This window comes from Edaphosphingomonas laterariae (assembly GCF_900188165.1).
GTDB lineage: Bacteria > Pseudomonadota > Alphaproteobacteria > Sphingomonadales > Sphingomonadaceae > Sphingomonas_E > Sphingomonas_E laterariae.
The window spans coordinates 56,442-71,919 of the sequence record NZ_FZOS01000016.1; the positions used below are offsets into that span (position 1 = coordinate 56,442).

13 protein-coding genes are annotated in these 15,478 nt (G+C 66.9%); 3 read left to right on the forward strand and 10 right to left on the reverse strand.

All coding sequences use genetic code 11. The features are described from left to right. Nucleotides 1-4 precede the first annotated feature (4 nt). From CHB74_RS14040 to CHB74_RS14070, 7 genes are all read right to left on the reverse strand, one after another. Nucleotides 5-559: an NADPH-dependent FMN reductase gene (locus tag CHB74_RS14040; protein WP_089220259.1), complete on the reverse strand. Its 555-nt coding sequence runs from the start codon at nt 557-559 to the stop codon at nt 5-7. Between the two features lie 66 nt (nt 560-625). Continuing rightward, entirely contained in the window at nt 626-2,068 is a 1,443-nt protein-coding gene (locus CHB74_RS14045; protein WP_089220260.1) for an efflux transporter outer membrane subunit, read from the reverse strand. Nucleotides 2,069-2,072: 4 nt separating this feature from the next. Further along, nucleotides 2,073-3,188, reverse strand: coding sequence for an ABC transporter permease (locus tag CHB74_RS14050; protein ID WP_089220261.1), 1,116 nt, complete (start codon nt 3,186-3,188; stop codon nt 2,073-2,075). Then, complete coding sequence (locus tag CHB74_RS14055) at nt 3,185-4,309, reverse strand: ABC transporter permease (RefSeq protein WP_089220262.1); 1,125 nt, start codon at nt 4,307-4,309, stop codon at nt 3,185-3,187. The genes CHB74_RS14050 and CHB74_RS14055 overlap by 4 nt, the downstream gene beginning before the upstream one ends. Beyond that, a complete protein-coding gene (locus CHB74_RS14060) occupies nt 4,309-6,006 on the reverse strand; it encodes an ATP-binding cassette domain-containing protein (RefSeq protein ID WP_089220263.1) in 1,698 nt (565 codons plus the stop codon). Before CHB74_RS14060 ends, CHB74_RS14055 begins: the two co-directional genes overlap by 1 nt. 1 nt (nt 6,007) lies before the next feature. Continuing rightward, nucleotides 6,008-7,012 (reverse strand): secretion protein HlyD, encoded by a 1,005-nt coding sequence (gene hlyD, locus CHB74_RS14065; protein WP_089220264.1) that lies wholly within the window; start codon nt 7,010-7,012, stop codon nt 6,008-6,010. After that, complete coding sequence (locus CHB74_RS14070; RefSeq protein WP_089220265.1) at nt 7,009-7,680, reverse strand: CerR family C-terminal domain-containing protein; 672 nt, start codon at nt 7,678-7,680, stop codon at nt 7,009-7,011. Before CHB74_RS14070 ends, hlyD begins: the two co-directional genes overlap by 4 nt. 267 nt (nt 7,681-7,947) lie before the next feature. On the opposite strand from CHB74_RS14070, the gene CHB74_RS14075 reads away from it, so the two are divergent. Further along, a complete protein-coding gene (locus CHB74_RS14075) occupies nt 7,948-10,248 on the forward strand; it encodes an arylsulfatase (RefSeq protein ID WP_089220266.1) in 2,301 nt (766 codons plus the stop codon). Between the two features lie 64 nt (nt 10,249-10,312). On the opposite strand, the gene CHB74_RS14080 is transcribed toward CHB74_RS14075, so the two are convergent. After that, nucleotides 10,313-10,726 carry an EVE domain-containing protein gene (locus CHB74_RS14080; RefSeq protein ID WP_089220267.1) on the reverse strand — a complete coding sequence of 138 codons (414 nt, stop codon included), beginning with the start codon at nt 10,724-10,726 and terminating at the stop codon, nt 10,313-10,315. Between the two features lie 57 nt (nt 10,727-10,783). After that, complete coding sequence (locus CHB74_RS14085; RefSeq protein WP_089220268.1) at nt 10,784-11,158, reverse strand: nuclear transport factor 2 family protein; 375 nt, start codon at nt 11,156-11,158, stop codon at nt 10,784-10,786. A gap of 93 nt (nt 11,159-11,251) precedes the next feature. Between CHB74_RS14085 and CHB74_RS14090 the strand changes: the two genes are divergently transcribed. Together CHB74_RS14090 and CHB74_RS14095 are read left to right on the forward strand one after the other, a co-directional pair. Beyond that, nucleotides 11,252-12,415 carry an acyl-CoA dehydrogenase family protein gene (locus tag CHB74_RS14090; protein WP_089220269.1) on the forward strand — a complete coding sequence of 388 codons (1,164 nt, stop codon included), beginning with the start codon at nt 11,252-11,254 and terminating at the stop codon, nt 12,413-12,415. Between the two features lie 4 nt (nt 12,416-12,419). Next, nucleotides 12,420-13,556 (forward strand): acyl-CoA dehydrogenase family protein, encoded by a 1,137-nt coding sequence (locus tag CHB74_RS14095; RefSeq protein ID WP_089220270.1) that lies wholly within the window; start codon nt 12,420-12,422, stop codon nt 13,554-13,556. Between the two features lie 60 nt (nt 13,557-13,616). Here CHB74_RS14095 and ggt read toward each other — a convergent pair whose 3' ends face one another. Then, nucleotides 13,617-15,431: a gamma-glutamyltransferase gene (ggt, locus tag CHB74_RS14100; RefSeq protein WP_089220271.1), complete on the reverse strand. Its 1,815-nt coding sequence runs from the start codon at nt 15,429-15,431 to the stop codon at nt 13,617-13,619. Nucleotides 15,432-15,478 lie beyond the last annotated feature (47 nt).

Consider the following 15,478-nt stretch of genomic DNA (forward strand, 5'->3'; position numbering starts at 1 on the left):
CGCATTAGGGCTTGCGCAGCGTCGCCGCGAAATCGGCAATGAAGCTTTCCAGCCTGCGGGCGACCACATCGTCGATGAGGTTGCCCGCCGCGTCGAATGCCTTTCCGGCACCCGATACCAGCAAGCGCCCGCCCGACCAGTGGCGCGCGCCCAGCGTATGCAGCACTGGCAGCCAGCCATTCTGGGCGAGGATCGTGCCGAACCCGCCGGGCGAGGCGCCGATGATCGCGACCGGCTTGCCGCCGAACACCCGGCCGATATCGGCGGGCGGGCGTGACAGCCAGTCGATCGCGTTTTTGAACACGCCGGGAATGCCATTATTATATTCGGGCGTCGCCAGCAGCAGGCCGTCCGCGGCGGCAATCTGCTCCTTCAGCGCGCTCACGGCGGCGGGAATCCCCTCGGCCGCTTCCTTGTCGGCATCGTAAAGCGGGATGCCGACGATCGATCCGATCTCCAGCGTCACGCCCGCCGGCAGCGCCTTGGTCGCCGCGCGCAGCAGGCCCGCATTATAGGACGCCTGGCGCAGGCTGCCCGCAATTCCGACGATCGTCACCATCCACCGACTCCCTTGCTGTCCGACGATGCTAGCCGATCGCGGCTTCATGGTCAGCCGGGTGGGCGATCAGCTGGCGGGCAGGGCATCCCAGCCGCCGCCCAAGGCCTTGTAGAGCGCGGTCGCGGCGGCCAGTTCGGCGGCGCGCGCGTCGATCGCCAGCGCCTCGGCGACGCTATAGGCCGATTGCGAATCGAGCAGCACGATCAGGTCGTCCTCGCCAGCGCGATAACGCTGGCGGGCAAGCGTCAGCGCCTCGGCGTTCCGTTCGCGGGCGGCTTCGCGATCGGCGCGTGCCGCGCGGGCGGCGGCAAAGCGGTTGATCGCGGTCTCGCTGTCGGCCAGCGCGCCCAGCACCGCTCGCTCATAGCGCGCGGCCGCGCCGTCGGCCCGCGCATCGGCGGCGCGGATCTGCGCGCGGATGCGCCCGCCCGCGAAGATTGGCCAATGCAGGCTCGGCCCGATCGTGAAGCGGGTGCTGCCGCCTGAAAACAGGTCGTCGCCCGATCGCGCCTGCTGGCCCACCGATCCGATCAGCGAAAGGCGCGGAAACAGGTCTGCCGTGGCCACGCCCACATCGGCGGTCGCGGCGGCCAGCCGGCGTTCGGCCTCGCGAATGTCGGGGCGGCGGCGCAGCACATCGGATCTAAGCCCGGTGCCGATCGCGGCGGGCGCACGGGGCAAGGGTTGCGGGGCGAGCAGTTCGCCCGCCAGCGCCTCGGGCGGTTGCCCGGTTAGCAGTGCCAGCCGATAGGCCGCCGCCGCCGCATTGGCCTCCAGCTCGGGCAGCGATGCCGCCGCCGCCCGCGCCTGCGCGTCGGCGCGAACGAAATCGAACCGCGCCGCTTCGCCCGCGCGAAAACGTTGTTCGGTCAGCGTCGCCACCTGCGCCCGCGCCTCGGCATCGGCGCGCGCACTGGCCGCCCGCGCCTGCGCCTTGCGCAGGTCGATATAGTTGCGCACCACTTCGGCGATCACCTGCAGCTGGGCTTCCTGCCGGGCGGCTTCGGCTGCGGCGACGCGCGCTTCGGCGCCCTCTACCTGCCGGGCGGTGTGGCCCCATAGGTCGATTTCCCAGCTGGCGTCGAAGCCCATGTCGAACAGGTTGAAGCTGCGATCGAAGCCGGGGATGTTACCCACCGGGATCTGGCCGTTCTTGCTCAGCTGGTTGGCGGTGGCCGATCCCCCGGCGGAAATTTCGGGCCAGCGGCCGCCAGCGGCGGCGTCGCGATTGGCGCGTGCCTCGCGCAGCCGTGCCTCGGCTTCCTTGATGTCCAGATTGGCGCGGCCCGCGCTGTCGATCAGCCGGTCGAGCAGCGGATCCCCCAGCTGCCGCCACCAGGCGGTGTCGACGGCCGCATTGCCCGCCGGTGGGTTGCTGGCGGGCGCGATCCAGCCGCCATCCTGCCCGGCCACGGCGGGCGGCGCGTGATCGGGGCCGACAGCGCAGGCCGCCAGCGCCAGCGGCAGCAGGCCGATCAGCGGCCGGGTGATGAAGGGGCGCACGGGCATCGGGTCACTCCATCCGCGATCGGAACAGCAAGGCGGCCGCCGTCAGCGTCGCCGCCGCGATCGCCATCAATGGCCAGGTGTTGGCCAGGATGTCGCCGGGCGGCATCGCTTTCAGGAAGGTGCCTTCGCTGACGATCAGGAAATGCTTGGGGGGATTGAATTCGGCCACCCACTGCAGCCAGTTCGGCATATTATCGACCGGGCTGGCATAGCCCGACAGCAGGATCGCGGGCACGGTGAGCAGAAACATGCCGAGAAATGCCTGCTGCTGGGTCTGCGACAGGCAGGAAATCAGCATGCCGAGGCCGATCAGGGCGAGCATGTAGAAGAGCAGGGCGACATAGAATAACGGCACCGATCCGGTGAGCGGCACGCCGAACACGGTGGGGATCAGGATGGTGTAGAGCGTCGCGTTGAACAGGCCGATCAGCAGCGGCGGCACCATCTTGCCGATCAGGATTTCGTGCACGCGCAGCGGTGAAACCATCAGCTGGTCGAACGTCCCCAGTTCACGCTCGCGCGCCACCGATTGCGCGGTCACGCCCAGCGCCGTCACCGTGCTCACGATCACCACCAAAGCGGGCATGGTGAACCACAGATAATCGAGGTTGGGGTTGTACCAGTGGGTGACGATCGAACCGCCCGGCGCCTTCAGCTGCGGGCGCACGCTGGCCCCCATGTCGACGGTGATCCGGCCGAGATAGCCGGCCACGATCTGCGCCGCATTGGATCGCCGGCCATCGAGGATTGCCTGAACCGTCGCCGGGCGCCCGGCCGCGATGTCGGCGCTGAACCGCTGGTCGATGCCGATCGCGGCGATCACCTGGCGATTGTCGATCGCATCGCGCAGCTCGGCGGGCGATCGCACCGGGATGATGCGGCGCACATTGGGGCTGCCCGCCAGCCGCTGGCTGAACTCGCGCGCCCAGACGCCGCCGTCGCGGTCATAAAGCGCGATGTCGATATTCTTCACCTCCAACGTCGTCGCGAAACCGAAGACGATCAGCTGCAGGAAGGGCGGCACGATCAGGATGATCCGCGATCTGGGATCGCGCAGCACCGCCCAGATTTCCTTGACGATGATCGCCCACAGGCGGCCCCTGACAACCGGGTCGATCATGCGATCCTCCGCCGCGTGGCGCGGAAGGCGAGGGCGAAGAACACCGCGCCGAAGCCCAGCATGATCAGGATGTCGGGCAGGAACAGCCCCCACAGGTCGCCGGCGACGAACACCGTCTGCAAGGGCGGGATCAGGTAGCGCGCCGGCACGATATAGGTCAGCGCCTGCACGGGCGTCGGCATGGACGGGATTTCGAACAGGAACCCCGAAAGCAGCATCGCCGGCAGGAAGGCGGTGAGCAGCGCCACCTGGCTCGCCACGAACTGGTTCTTGGTCGCGGCCGAAATCAGCAGTCCCTGGCCCAGTGCCGGCACCAGAAAGGCCGATGCGATGATCAGCAGCGCCAGCGGCGATCCACGGAACGGCACGCCGAAGGCGAAGATCGCGATCAGCGTGCACACCGTCATCGATCCCAGGCCGAGCAGGAAATAGGGGATCACCTTGGTCGCCAGGAATTCGCCCATGCCGATCGGCGTCGCCATGATCGCTTCCATCGTGCCGCGTTCCCATTCGCGGGCGATCACCAGCGCGGTCAGCAATGTGCCGATCATCGTCATCACGATCGCGATCGCGCCGGGGACGAGGAAGAAGCGGCTGGCCAGTTCCGGGTTGAACCAGAAACGGGTCGCGATCTGGATCGGCGGATCGGTGGCGTGGCCGCGTTCGCGCAGCTGCCCTTCTTCCCAGCTCGCGCGCACGCCTTCCGCATAAGCGGCGACGAAATTGGCGGTGTTTGGCAGGCTGCCGTCGGTGATGATCTGGATCGCGGCGCCCCGGCCGGACGCCATCTTGCGGCCGAAATCCTGCGGGATCACGACGATGCCGCGCACCGCGCCCGAAACCAGCGCGGGCTTCACATCGGCCACGCTGTGCGCTTCGTGGGGTTCGAACCAGCGCGACTGGCGGAAGCTGGTGGCAAGGCTCAGCGCCGGCGCGCTGCGATCCTCCACCACCAGCCCGATCTTCACCCGCGTCACATCCAGCGACACGCCATAGCCGAACAGGAACAGCAGCAGCAGCGGCAGCAGGAAGGCGATCAGGAAGGTGGAAGGATCGCGCACGATCTGCAGCGTTTCCTTCACCAGCATCGCGGCGAAGCGCTGGCGGTTGAACCCGTCCATCACGCCGCCTCCCGCGCCCGGTCAGACGCCTCGATCAACGCGATGAAGGCGTCCTCCAGCGTCGGATCGTCCAGCCCGGCCTGCGCCTTCAACTCGTCGGGCGTTCCGACCGCGATCTCCTCGGCGCGGTAGATCAGCGCGATGCGATCGCAATATTCGGCCTCGTCCATGAAATGCGTGGTCACCAGCACGGTCACGCCACGTTCGACCAGCCCGTTGATATGCGTCCAGAATTCGCGGCGGACGATCGGATCGACGCCCGATGTCGGCTCGTCGAGGAACAGCACGGGCGGCTGGTGCATCACCGCGCAGGCGAGCGCCAGGCGCTGCTTGAAGCCCAGCGGCATGCCGCCGCTATTGCTGTTCACATAATCGGCGAGGTGGAAAATATCGATCGACCGCTCGATCGCCTCGCGTCGCGCGGCGCCCGTCAGGCCATAGACGCCGGAAAAGAAATCGAGATTCTGGCGGACGCTGAGATCGCCGTAGAGCGAGAATTTCTGCGCCATATAGCCCAGCGACTGGCGGGCATCGGCGCGTGCCGTGCGCAGATCGTGGCCGGCGACGCGGCCATTGCCGGCGCTGGGCGTCAACAGCCCGCACAGCATCTTGAAGGTGGTCGATTTGCCCGCGCCATTGGGGCCGAGCAGGCCGAAGATCTGCCCCCGCGGGATCGAAAAATGGATGTCGCTTGCCGCGGTGAAATCGCCGAACCGCTTGGTCAGCCCCACCGCTTCGATTGCCGGCGCGTCGCCGGGCGGGATCGGGCGATAGCTTTCGGCGAGCCGGCTGGTGCCGCCGGGCCCGCCGCCCAGCCGATCGACAAAGGCGTCCTCGAAGCGTGGCGTCGCGGGCTCGGTCGTCAGGCCGGGCACCTCGGGCGGGGGGGCGCCCGGCTTCACCACCAACCGCAGCGATGCGCCCTGGATCGTGCCGTCGGTCACGTCGTCGCGGTCGAGCAGGCGTTCCAGCCGCGCCCGCCGGTCTTCATCGGCGCCGAACAGGCGGAAGGTGCGCCCCGCCATGGTTTCGGTCAGCGCGCCCGGCGGACCGGCATGGATCAGCCGGCCTTCGTTGAGCAGGAACACGCTGTCGCATTTCTCCGCCTCGTCCAGATAGGCGGTCGACCAGAGCACGCCGATTCCCTCGCTCGAAAGCTCGCGCACCATCGCCCATAATTCGCGGCGCGAGACCGGATCGACGCCGACGCCGGGTTCGTCGAGCAGCAGCAGGCGTGGGGTGCGAACCAGCGCGCAGGCCAGCCCCAGCTTCTGCTTCATGCCGCCGGAAAGCTTGCCGGCCAGCCGGGTGCGAAAGCGATCGAGATCGGTGAAATCGAGCAGCCGGGCGAAGCGCGCGTCGCGCTCGTCGGCGGCAAGCCCGCGCAGATCGGCATAAAGCGACAGATTTTCGATGACGCTCAGATCTTCGTACAGGCCGAAACGCTGGGGCATATAGCCGATCAGGCTGCGATCGGTGGCGGTGGCCGGGCGGCCCAGCGCCTCCACCTCGCCTTCGTCGGGGTCCAGCAGGCCGGCGAGCAGGCGGATCAGCGTCGTCTTGCCCGCGCCGTCGGGGCCGACCAGCCCGGTCATCCGCCCGGCGACGATATCGATGTCCACCGCGTCCAGCGCCGTCGTCGCGGGCTTCGCGAAACGCTTGGTCACGCCGCGCGCGCTGGCGACGGTGTCGACCATCTCAGTCGGCCGCCGGCCGTGCGTCGGGCACCGTCACGGTGACGGGCTGGCCCTGGCGCAGCGCATCGTCCGGATCGGTGACGATCACGCGGATACGATAGACGAGGTCGCTGCGCAGATCGCGCGTCTCCACCGTCTTGGGCGTGAATTCCGCCGTGGGCGAGATGAAGCCGATCGTCCCGGCATAGCGCCGGGGATTGCCGTCCACGGCCACTTCCACCTTCATGCCCGGCGATATCCGGCCAAGATCGGGTTCGGAAATATAGGCGCGCACGCGCATCGGCCGGTCGATCGTCAGCGTGAACACCGCCTCGCCCGGCTGGACGATCGCGCCGGGTTCGCGCGCGCGGGTCAGGATCGTGCCGGCCGCCGGGGCGGTGATGGTGGCGTCGGCAAGGTCGGTCGCCGCCTTGTCGCGATGGGCGATGGCGGCGGCCCGCTGGGCCCGTGCGGCGGCGACATCTTCGCGCCGCGCACCCGCGCGTTGCAGCGACAGGGCCTCGTCGGCCGCGCGCAACTGCGCCTGCGCCGCCAGATATTCGGCCTTGCTGGCATCGTAGAGCGCCTGGCTGACGGCGCCGGTCTTCACCAGTTCGGCGCGGCGCTGATAATCCTCATTGGCCTTTGCCAGCGTGGCGCGCGCGGCGGCGGCCTCCGCTTCGGCGCGGGCGATGTCCTGCGGGCGGTTGCCGTTGATCCGCTTGGTCAGTTCCGCCTCGGACACGCCGATTTCGGCGCTTGCCGCGTTCAGCGCATCGTTGAGCGGGCGGGTGTCCAGCCGGGCGAGCACCGTGCCCGCCGCCACCTTCGCACCTTCGTCCACCGGCATTTCGGCGATCCGCCCGCCGACGCGGAAGCCGAGATCCACCGAACGTATGTCGACATTGCCGCTCAGCCGCAGGGTGCCGCCCCGGCCGCTGTCGAACAGGCCGAAGCCCCGGGTCAGGATCGCCGCGACCACCAGAATGGCGATGATGGCGATCGGGATCAGGCGGCGGCGATTCATGGCCGGTCTCCACGCAGGCTTTCCAATATGGCGCGGGTATTGGCGCGCACCACCGCCTTGATCTCGTCGGCTTCCACCGGCGTCACGTCGGCCCAGCCGGTCACGTGCAACACCGTCGCACGGGCCACGCGGAACACAAGGATCTGGCCGAATATCGCCAGCGCCTTCACCTGTGCCTCGGCCTCGCCGATCCGCCCTTCGCCGATGCGCAGCAGCAGCGTGGTGATATAGGCGGCCATGCCGGCCATCACCTCGGCATACAGGATTTCGAAGGCGGCGGTCGGCGCCATCTGCTCGCGCACGATGAAGCGCGCCCAGGCCTCGCTCTCGCCGCTGGTCAGCACTTCCGCGAAACCGTCGAGGATGGCGAGCAGCGCTTCGCTCGCCCCGCGCGCGCTGCCGTCCCCGCCCAGCGCGAAGGCCGCCGCCATCGGCGCGGTCATCCGCCGGCGGATGCCGTGGGCGATGTGGCGCGCGGCCGCGCGGTAGAGCCCGTCCTTGCCGCCATAATGATAGGTGATCGACGACATCGCCGTCCCCGCCGCCGCTGCGATCGCGCGGGTGCTGGCGCCATCGAAGCCATGGCGGCCGAACTGGTCGATCGCGGTGTCGAGCAGCCGTTCGTCCGCGGTGAGAGTTGCGACGGTGGCGGTGGTTGCGCGAGCCATGATGTGCGGATTAGTTCGTTCGAACGAACAGCGCAAGCGCTGCGTCTGCCGCTTGACCTGTTCGGAAGGGGGGGGGGCGGTGGGGGCGGAGACGTCCGAGTGGGCGTTTGATGACGCAGCGGGCGTCGATCATGGCGCCAGATTCCATGGAAAGGCGATCCACCGCACGCTGGTCGCCTGACCCATTGCTCGGGTTTATCCCGATGGTGCCGCTCCGCCCGTACGATCTATTTTCAGGGCCTCATTCGAGATTTGGAGCCCGGTGCCATGTCCATCGATCGCCCCGCCGAAACGCCCGATATCCTGCCGCGCCCGGACTTCCATTTTACCGGCGAAGTCGGGCGAACCTATCAGGATTCGGACCCCGCGACCTTTCCCCAGCCGGTGCAGCCGCCCAAGGGCGCGCCGAATATCGTGCTGATCCTGCTGGACGATGTGGGTTTCGGCCAGTTCAGCACATTCGGCGGCGGCGTACCTTCGCCGACGATGGATCGGCTGGCGGCGGACGGGCTTCGCTACAATCATTTTCACACCACGGCGCTGTGCAGCCCGACGCGTGCGGCGCTGATCACCGGGCGCAACCATCATTCCACGTCCTTCGCCGGGATCACCGAACTGGCGACCGGATATGATGGCTATTGCTGCATCCTGCCGCGCAACTGCGGCACCATCGGCGAAGTGCTGCGCCAGAACGGCTATATGACCGCGTGGATCGGGAAGAACCACAATACGCCGACCTGGGAGACGAGCGCGGTCGGGCCGTTCGACCGCTGGGCCAATGGCCTCGGCTTCGATTATTTCTACGGCTTCAATGCCGGTGACATGAACCACTGGAATCCGATTCTGTACGAGAACAAGAACCTCGTGCCTGCGTCGGACGATCCCGATTATCACCTGACCGAGGATCTGGCCGATCGTGCGATCACCTGGGTGCGGCAGGTGAAGAGCATCGCGCCCGACAAGCCTTATTTCCTGTACGTCGCGCCCGGCGCCACCCATGCACCGCATCAGGCGCCGAAGGAATGGATCGACAAGTTCAAGGGCCAGTTCGACGACGGCTGGGATGCCTATCGTCAAAAGACCATCGAACGGCAGAAGAAGCTCGGCGTGGTGCCGGCCGATACCGAATTGACCGTGCGGTCCAAGGGCCTGCCCGCGTGGGACGATCTGAATGCCGATCAGAAGCGGCTCTATGCGCGGATGATGGAGGTCTTCGCCGGCTATGGCGCGCAGGTCGATGCGGCGATGGGGCGTGTCGTTGATGCGGTGAAGGCGCTGCCGGACGCGGACAATACGATCATCATCTACATCGCCGGCGATAATGGATCGAGCGCGGAGGGCGGGCTTGAAGGCTCGCTCTGCGAGAACATGTTCTTCAACGGTTTCCCGGAAAAGTGGGAAGACAATATCAAGGCCATCGACGAGCTGGGCGGGCCGAAGCACTTCAACCACTTCCCGTCATCGTGGGCGCACGCGATGAACACGCCGTTCCAGTGGACCAAACAGGTGGCCAGCCATTTTGGCGGAACGCGCAATCCGATGATCATTTCCTGGCCGGACCAGATCAAGGACAAGGGCGCGCTGCGCGATCAGTTCATCCATGTGATCGATATCGTGCCGACACTTTATGAAGTCTGCGGCGTCAGGGCGCCCAGCGAACTGAACGGCATCCAGCAAAAGCCGATCGAAGGCGTAAGCTTCGCGGCTACGTTTGACGACGGCAAGGCCGCCAGCAAGCGCAAGACTCAATATTTCGAACTGGCGCTCAATCGCGGCCTTTATCACGAGGGCTGGATGGCGTCGGCCCCTTCGTTCGTGCCCTGGGTGCCGATCCGGCCCGAGGATTGGAACCCGGATGAGCAGGTCTGGGAGCTCTATAAGCTCGACGAGGATTTCTCGCAGGCGAAAGATCTGGCCGCCAAACATCCCGAAAAGCTGCGCGAACTGCAGGATATGTGGTGGGTGGAGGCCGCCAAGCACAACGTCCTGCCGCTCGACTGGCGTGGCACCCAGCGTATGAATGCCGAGGCGATGGGGCGGCCGAGCATGGTGGGCGGGCGCACGAAGGCGGTCTATTATGAAGGGCAGCTTGCCTTGCCGGACTCGGCCTGCCTGCCGATGCTCAACAAGAGCTGGACGATCACCGCCGAGATCGACCTTCCCGACGCCAAAGCCGAAGGCATGATCATCACCCATGGCGGGCTGGAAGGCGGCTACGGCCTCTATCTGCGGCAGGGCAAGCCCGTGTTCGTCTACAACTTCCTGTCGGTCGACCGGCCGACTTTCACTGCCGAGGCCGCATTGCCCAAGGGCAAGGCGACGCTGGTGGTCGATTTCAAATATGATGGCGGCGGCATGGGCAAGGGCGGGACGATCACGCTGTCCGCCAATGGTAGCGAGATCGCCGGCGGGCGGCTGGAAAAGACCGTGCCGATCCAGTTCTCGCTCGGCGAAGGGGTGGATATCGGCATGGATACCGGCTCGCCGATCGACTTCACATATCAGCTGCCATTCAAGTTCACGGGCAAGATCGAACGCGTGGAGATCGAGGTGAAGCCCGGCCACTAGCCGGGCTCGCCTGTGCGCAATCGGTTGGGAAAGCCACCAAGCGGACGTGTCGGCTCGCGGCCTCTCAGCCGCCGCGAACGCCACCGGCCAGTTCGAGGATCGTCTGCCATTCATCCTCGCCCACGGGCGATACCGAAAGGCGCGACTGGCGAATCATTTCCAGCCTGGCGAGGCGGGGATCGGCCTTGATGGTCGCCAGCGTCACCGGGGCGGCAAGGGGGGCGACTGGCGCGACCGCGACCGAGGCCCATTTGTCCTCCGGCCCGTCGGGCCGCCACGTCCGCGTCACCTTCATCACGCCCACGCAGGCCTTGTCCGCGCCGCTATGGTAGAAAAAGGCCTCGTCGCCGACCTGCATGGCCTTCAGATGCAGCCGCGCGGCGGGGTTGCGCACGCCGTCCCACTCCGTCCCGCCATCGCGGACCAGCGCGTCCCACGAATAGGATTCGGGTTCGGACTTCATCAGCCAATGGGCCATGCGCGTTCCTCCTTGGGGCCGCCAGTTGGCATCAAAGCCGCCGCCAAGGCAACGGCCTCACGCGCGCGGGCCGATCTCGATCCGTGCGATCCGGCCATCGCGGATCGTGTAGTGGCCAGTGAGGTGCAGTTCGATTACCTCGCCGGCGCGCGGGCTCATCCCCAGGAAATCCGCGACATCGGCGCGGGCGACCAGCCGGTCGTAAATGTCCACCGTGGCGCCGGCATCGTCGGCCGTGATCCGTTCCGGCGTCATGCGGTCCTCGAAGGTCGTCGTCATCCAGCCATAGGTGGCGAGATAGGCGTCGCGGCCCACCTGCTCGCCGGTGGCCGAAACCAGCACGACATCTTCCGCCAGCAACGCCCCGAGCGCGGCCGGGTTCTCGCTATTATAGGCCTCGTAATAGGCCCGCATCACCGCCTCATGGTCCATCACGCTCTCCCTGTCGCCATTGCGCTTTACGTTAGCGTCAACGGATGGCATGTCAGTCCGTAATCGGGCCAGAACCCGTCGGAGAGGACATAAATGACCGAGGATGCAAGCTTCCGCGCCGAAACGCGCGCCTGGCTGGAGGCGAATTGCCCGCCGGCGATGCGCCAGCCCGCCGGTTTCGACGATGCCTATTGGGGTGGCCGCAAGGGCCACTTCGCCAGCCCCGAGCAGCAGCAGTGGTTCGAAGCGATGGCCGCGCGCGGCTGGACGGTGCCTGATTGGCCGAAGGAATATGGCGGCGGTGGCCTTTCGCCCGAACAGGCGAAGATTCTCCGTCAGGAAATGGCCCGGCTCGGCTGCCGCAGCCCGCTCCACAGCTTCGGCATCTGGATGCTCGGCCCCGCGCTGCTGAAGTTCGGAACCGAGGAGCAGAAGCGGCACTATCTGCCCGAAATCGCGCAGGGCAAGATCCGCTGGTGCCAGGGCTATTCGGAACCCGGCGCGGGATCGGACCTGGCCGGCTTGCAGACGCGGGCGGAGGACAAGGGCGATCACTGGCTGGTCAACGGCCAGAAGATCTGGACCAGCTATGCCGACAAGGCCGACTGGATCTTCTGCCTGGTCCGCACCGATCCCAGCCAGAAGCAGGGGGGCATCAGCTTCCTGCTGTTCGACATGGCATCGCCCGGCGTGTCGACCAAGCCGATCCTGCTGATTTCCGGCTATTCGCCCTTCTGCGAAACCTTTTTCGACAATGTCGAGGTGCCGAAGGAACAGATTGTCGGCGCGGTCAATCAGGGCTGGACGGTCGCCAAATATCTGCTCGGCCATGAGCGCGAGATGATCAGTTCGATGGGCTTTGCCGCTGGCGAACCGTCGCTCGGCCACCAGCTTGCCGGTGAATATGGCCCGATCGAGGATCCAGTGCTGCGCGCCGAGATCGCGCTCCACGATGTCGATGCGCTGGCCTTCCGGGCGATGTCCGAAAAGTTCCTCGACGAACTCAAGCATGGCCGCGCGCACCCCGCGCAGCCGTCGATGATGAAATATGCCGGGACCGAGCTGAACAAGCGCCGGCTGGAGCTCGACATGGCGGCCGGCGGTTCGGACGCGCTGGAATGGGAAAGCGCGCGATCGGAACAGGGCACGCGCCCGCGCGCGTGGCTGCGTTCCAAGGCGAATTCGATCGAGGGCGGCACCAGCGAAGTGCAGCTCGGCATCATCGCCAAGCATATCCTCAACTTGCCGGGGGCCTGATCCGATGCCGATGTTCCTGACCGAAGACCAGGCGATGCTGAAGGATATGGCCGGGCCGTTCCTGGCCGAACAGGCGCCCGTCAAGCATCTGCGCCAATTGCGCGACAGCAACGACGCGACCGGCTTTTCCCGCGATCTGTGGAAGCAGTTCGCCGAAATGGGGCTGACCGGCGTGCTCGTTCCGGCCGAAGATGGCGGCAGCGGCCTCGGCCATGTCGAAGCGGGGATCGTGCTGGAGGAGATCGGCCGCAACCTTTCGCCTTCACCCTTCCTGTCGAGCGCGGTCGCGGCCGTGACGGCGCTCAAGGGGGCGGATGCGGACATGCGGGGCCGTTATCTGCCGGGCATCGTTGCCGGCGACACCGTGGCGGCGATCGCCGTTGACGAGTTGCGCAAGCATCGCCCGGTGGAAACCGCGCTCCGGGCCGAACGATCGGGCAACGGCTTCCGCCTGACCGGCGGCAAGCAGTTCGTGGCGCATGGCCATGTCGCCGATCTGGTGATCGTTGCCGCGCGGACGGCCGGCGCGGCGGGCGAGGAACAGGGCATCACCCTGTTCGCGGTGGACAAGGGCGCGGCGGGCCTGTCGGTGGAAGGCGTGCGGCTGGCCGACAGCTCGATCGCCGCGCGGATGCTGTTCGACGGTGTCGCGGTGGATGCCGGCGCGGTGATCGGTGATGTGGATGGCGGCTGGGCGCCCTTGTGCCGCATGCTCGATGCCGGGCGCGCCGGGGCGGCGGCGGAGATGCTGGGCGTTGCCGGCGCCGCGATGGACATGACCGTCGACTATCTCAAGCAGCGCAAGCAGTTCGGCCGGCTGATCGGTGAGTTTCAGGCGCTGCAGCACCGCGCCGCGCATCTTTATTCCGAAATCGAGATCGCCCGCGCCGCGACGTTGAAGGCGCAGCAATTGCTCGACAGCAATGACGCAAAGGCCGACCTGATGGTCGCCGTCGCCAAGGCCAAGACCGGCCGCGCGGCGATGCTGGCGGTGCAGGAGGGCATCCAGATGCATGGCGGCATGGGGATGACCGACGAGTTCGACATCGGCCTCTACATGAAGCGCCAGCGCGTGCTGGAGGAATTGTTCGGCGACAGCGGTTTCCACGCCGATCGGGTGGCGCGGCTGAACGGTTATTGAAATGCGGCCCGCCGCCACCCCGATCCAGGTCGGGATGGCGGCGGGCCTTTTCAGTCAGCCTTAATAAGCGAGGGCACAGCCGTCGGCGCGCATCTCGCTCGCCGCTGCATAGACGCGTTCGCCATTGCGCTCGATCCGCTCGACGCACTGGTAGCGGCCGAAGCCGCCGTCGGACGCGCCGATCTTCCAGCCCATATCGGCCAGCTTTTGCCGGGTCGCCTGCGGCACGCCATTTTCCAGCCGCAGCAGCCCGTTGGGGCCTTCGTCGCCCGAATCCTCGCCCATGCTTTCGGACGATCCTTCGTGGTGCCAGCGCGGGCTATCGCCGGCGGCCTGCGCGTCGAGCCCATAGTCGCTGCGGTTGACGATGATCTGCGTCTGCCCCTGCGGCTGCATGTCGCCGCCCATCACGCCGAAGCTGAGCCACGGCTTGCCATCCCTGGTGGCGAAACCCGGAATGATCGTCTGGAAGGGGCGCTTGCCGGGCGCGTAGATATTGGGATGGCTGGGCTGGAAGGAAAAGAGCTGGCCGCGATCCTGGAACATGAAGCCCAGGCCGTCGGCGATCAGCCCCGAACCCATGCCACGGAAGTTGGACTGGATGAGCGAGATCATCAGCCCATCCTTGTCGGCAACGGTGAAATAGGTGGTGTCGCCACGCGACGGCGCGTTGCCCGGCTTCACGTCCGTCATCAGCCGGTCCGGGCGGATCAGCTTCGCGCGCTCGGCCGCATATTCCTTCGATGCCAGCCATTCGAACGGCACCTTGGCGAATTGCGGATCGGCATAATAACGGGCGCGATCCTCATAAGCGAGGCGCTTGGCCTCCGCCTGCAGGTGGATCGACAGCGCCGACTGGAAGCCCGCACCCTTCATGTCGAAATGCTCGAGGATGTTGAGCATCTGGAGCGTGGCGAGCCCCTGCGTGTTCTCGCCGATCGCATGCACGCCGATGCCGCGATAGCTGGTTTCCAGCGGCGTCGACCAATTGGCCTGATGCGCGGCAAGGTCCGCGCGGGTCAGCCAGCCACCGATACGCTTGAAATAGCGTTCGATCGTGTCGGCGATGGGGCCGTTATAGAAAGCATCGCGGCCGCCCTGCGCGATCAGGCGATAGGTGCGGGCAAGATCGGGGTTGCGGAACGGATCGCCTTCCCGGGGCGCCGCGCCATTGGCCATCCACAGCTTGCGGGCATTGTCCACTTCCTCGATGCCCATGCCCGGTTTGGTGAAGTTCGCCATCGCGCGGCCGATATAATGCGCGATGATCGGCGCCACCGGCACGCCGCCTTCGGCCATGGCGATCGCCGGTTCGAACAGCTCGGCCCATTTGAGCTTGCCGTGGCGCTGGTGGAGCGCCCACCAGCCGGCGACGGTGCCGGGCACCGACACCGTGACCGCGCCATAAGCCGGCAGAACGCCGTTCTTCGTGCGCGATTGCGCCGTTTCGAAGCTCAGCCCGCGCGGTGAGCGGCCCGAACTGGCGAGGCCATCGACCTTGCCCTTCTTCGGATCCCACAACAGCGCATAAAGATCGCCGCCAATGCCGCAGGCGGTGGGTTCCAGAAAGCCGAGGCAGGCATTGATCGCGATCGCGGCATCGACCGCCGATCCGCCTTTCTTCAAAATCTCGATCCCCGCCTGCGTGGCGAGCGGCTGGGCCGATCCGGCGCCGCCGGACAGCCCGTAAACCGCCGAACGCGAGGCGAAGCTGGCGCCCACCGGCCGATCGCCGCCGCGCACGTCCGGTCGGTCGAACCGCACCTCGCCCGGCGTCCACACCGGGGCAGGGGCAGGCGCGGGGGGGTGCGCCCGCAGCATCGCAGGGGCCGCCGCAGCGGCGGGAATGGCGGCGAGGAAGGTGCGACGACGCATGGAATAGGCTTTCTGTTCCTGGGATCTGTGCCGATGGATAGCGGCGC

Bases quoted from the DNA above. Each gene is read 5' to 3' on its own strand.
- CHB74_RS14055 (WP_089220262.1), bottom strand. From the start codon at position 4,309: ATGGACGGGTTCAACCGCCAGCGCTTCGCCGCGATGCTGGTGAAGGAA.
- CHB74_RS14090 (WP_089220269.1), top strand. From the start codon at position 11,252: ATGACCGAGGATGCAAGCTTCCGCGCCGAAACGCGCGCCTGGCTGGAG.
- CHB74_RS14050 (WP_089220261.1), bottom strand. From the start codon at position 3,188: ATGATCGACCCGGTTGTCAGGGGCCGCCTGTGGGCGATCATCGTCAAG.
- CHB74_RS14040 (WP_089220259.1), bottom strand. From the start codon at position 559: ATGGTGACGATCGTCGGAATTGCGGGCAGCCTGCGCCAGGCGTCCTAT.
- ggt (WP_089220271.1), bottom strand. From the start codon at position 15,431: ATGCGTCGTCGCACCTTCCTCGCCGCCATTCCCGCCGCTGCGGCGGCC.
- hlyD (WP_089220264.1), bottom strand. From the start codon at position 7,012: ATGAATCGCCGCCGCCTGATCCCGATCGCCATCATCGCCATTCTGGTG.
- CHB74_RS14085 (WP_089220268.1), bottom strand. From the start codon at position 11,158: ATGGACCATGAGGCGGTGATGCGGGCCTATTACGAGGCCTATAATAGC.
- CHB74_RS14095 (WP_089220270.1), top strand. From the start codon at position 12,420: ATGCCGATGTTCCTGACCGAAGACCAGGCGATGCTGAAGGATATGGCC.
- CHB74_RS14070 (WP_089220265.1), bottom strand. From the start codon at position 7,680: ATGGCTCGCGCAACCACCGCCACCGTCGCAACTCTCACCGCGGACGAA.
- CHB74_RS14045 (WP_089220260.1), bottom strand. From the start codon at position 2,068: ATGCCCGTGCGCCCCTTCATCACCCGGCCGCTGATCGGCCTGCTGCCG.
- CHB74_RS14075 (WP_089220266.1), top strand. From the start codon at position 7,948: ATGTCCATCGATCGCCCCGCCGAAACGCCCGATATCCTGCCGCGCCCG.
- CHB74_RS14060 (WP_089220263.1), bottom strand. From the start codon at position 6,006: ATGGTCGACACCGTCGCCAGCGCGCGCGGCGTGACCAAGCGTTTCGCG.
- CHB74_RS14080 (WP_089220267.1), bottom strand. From the start codon at position 10,726: ATGGCCCATTGGCTGATGAAGTCCGAACCCGAATCCTATTCGTGGGAC.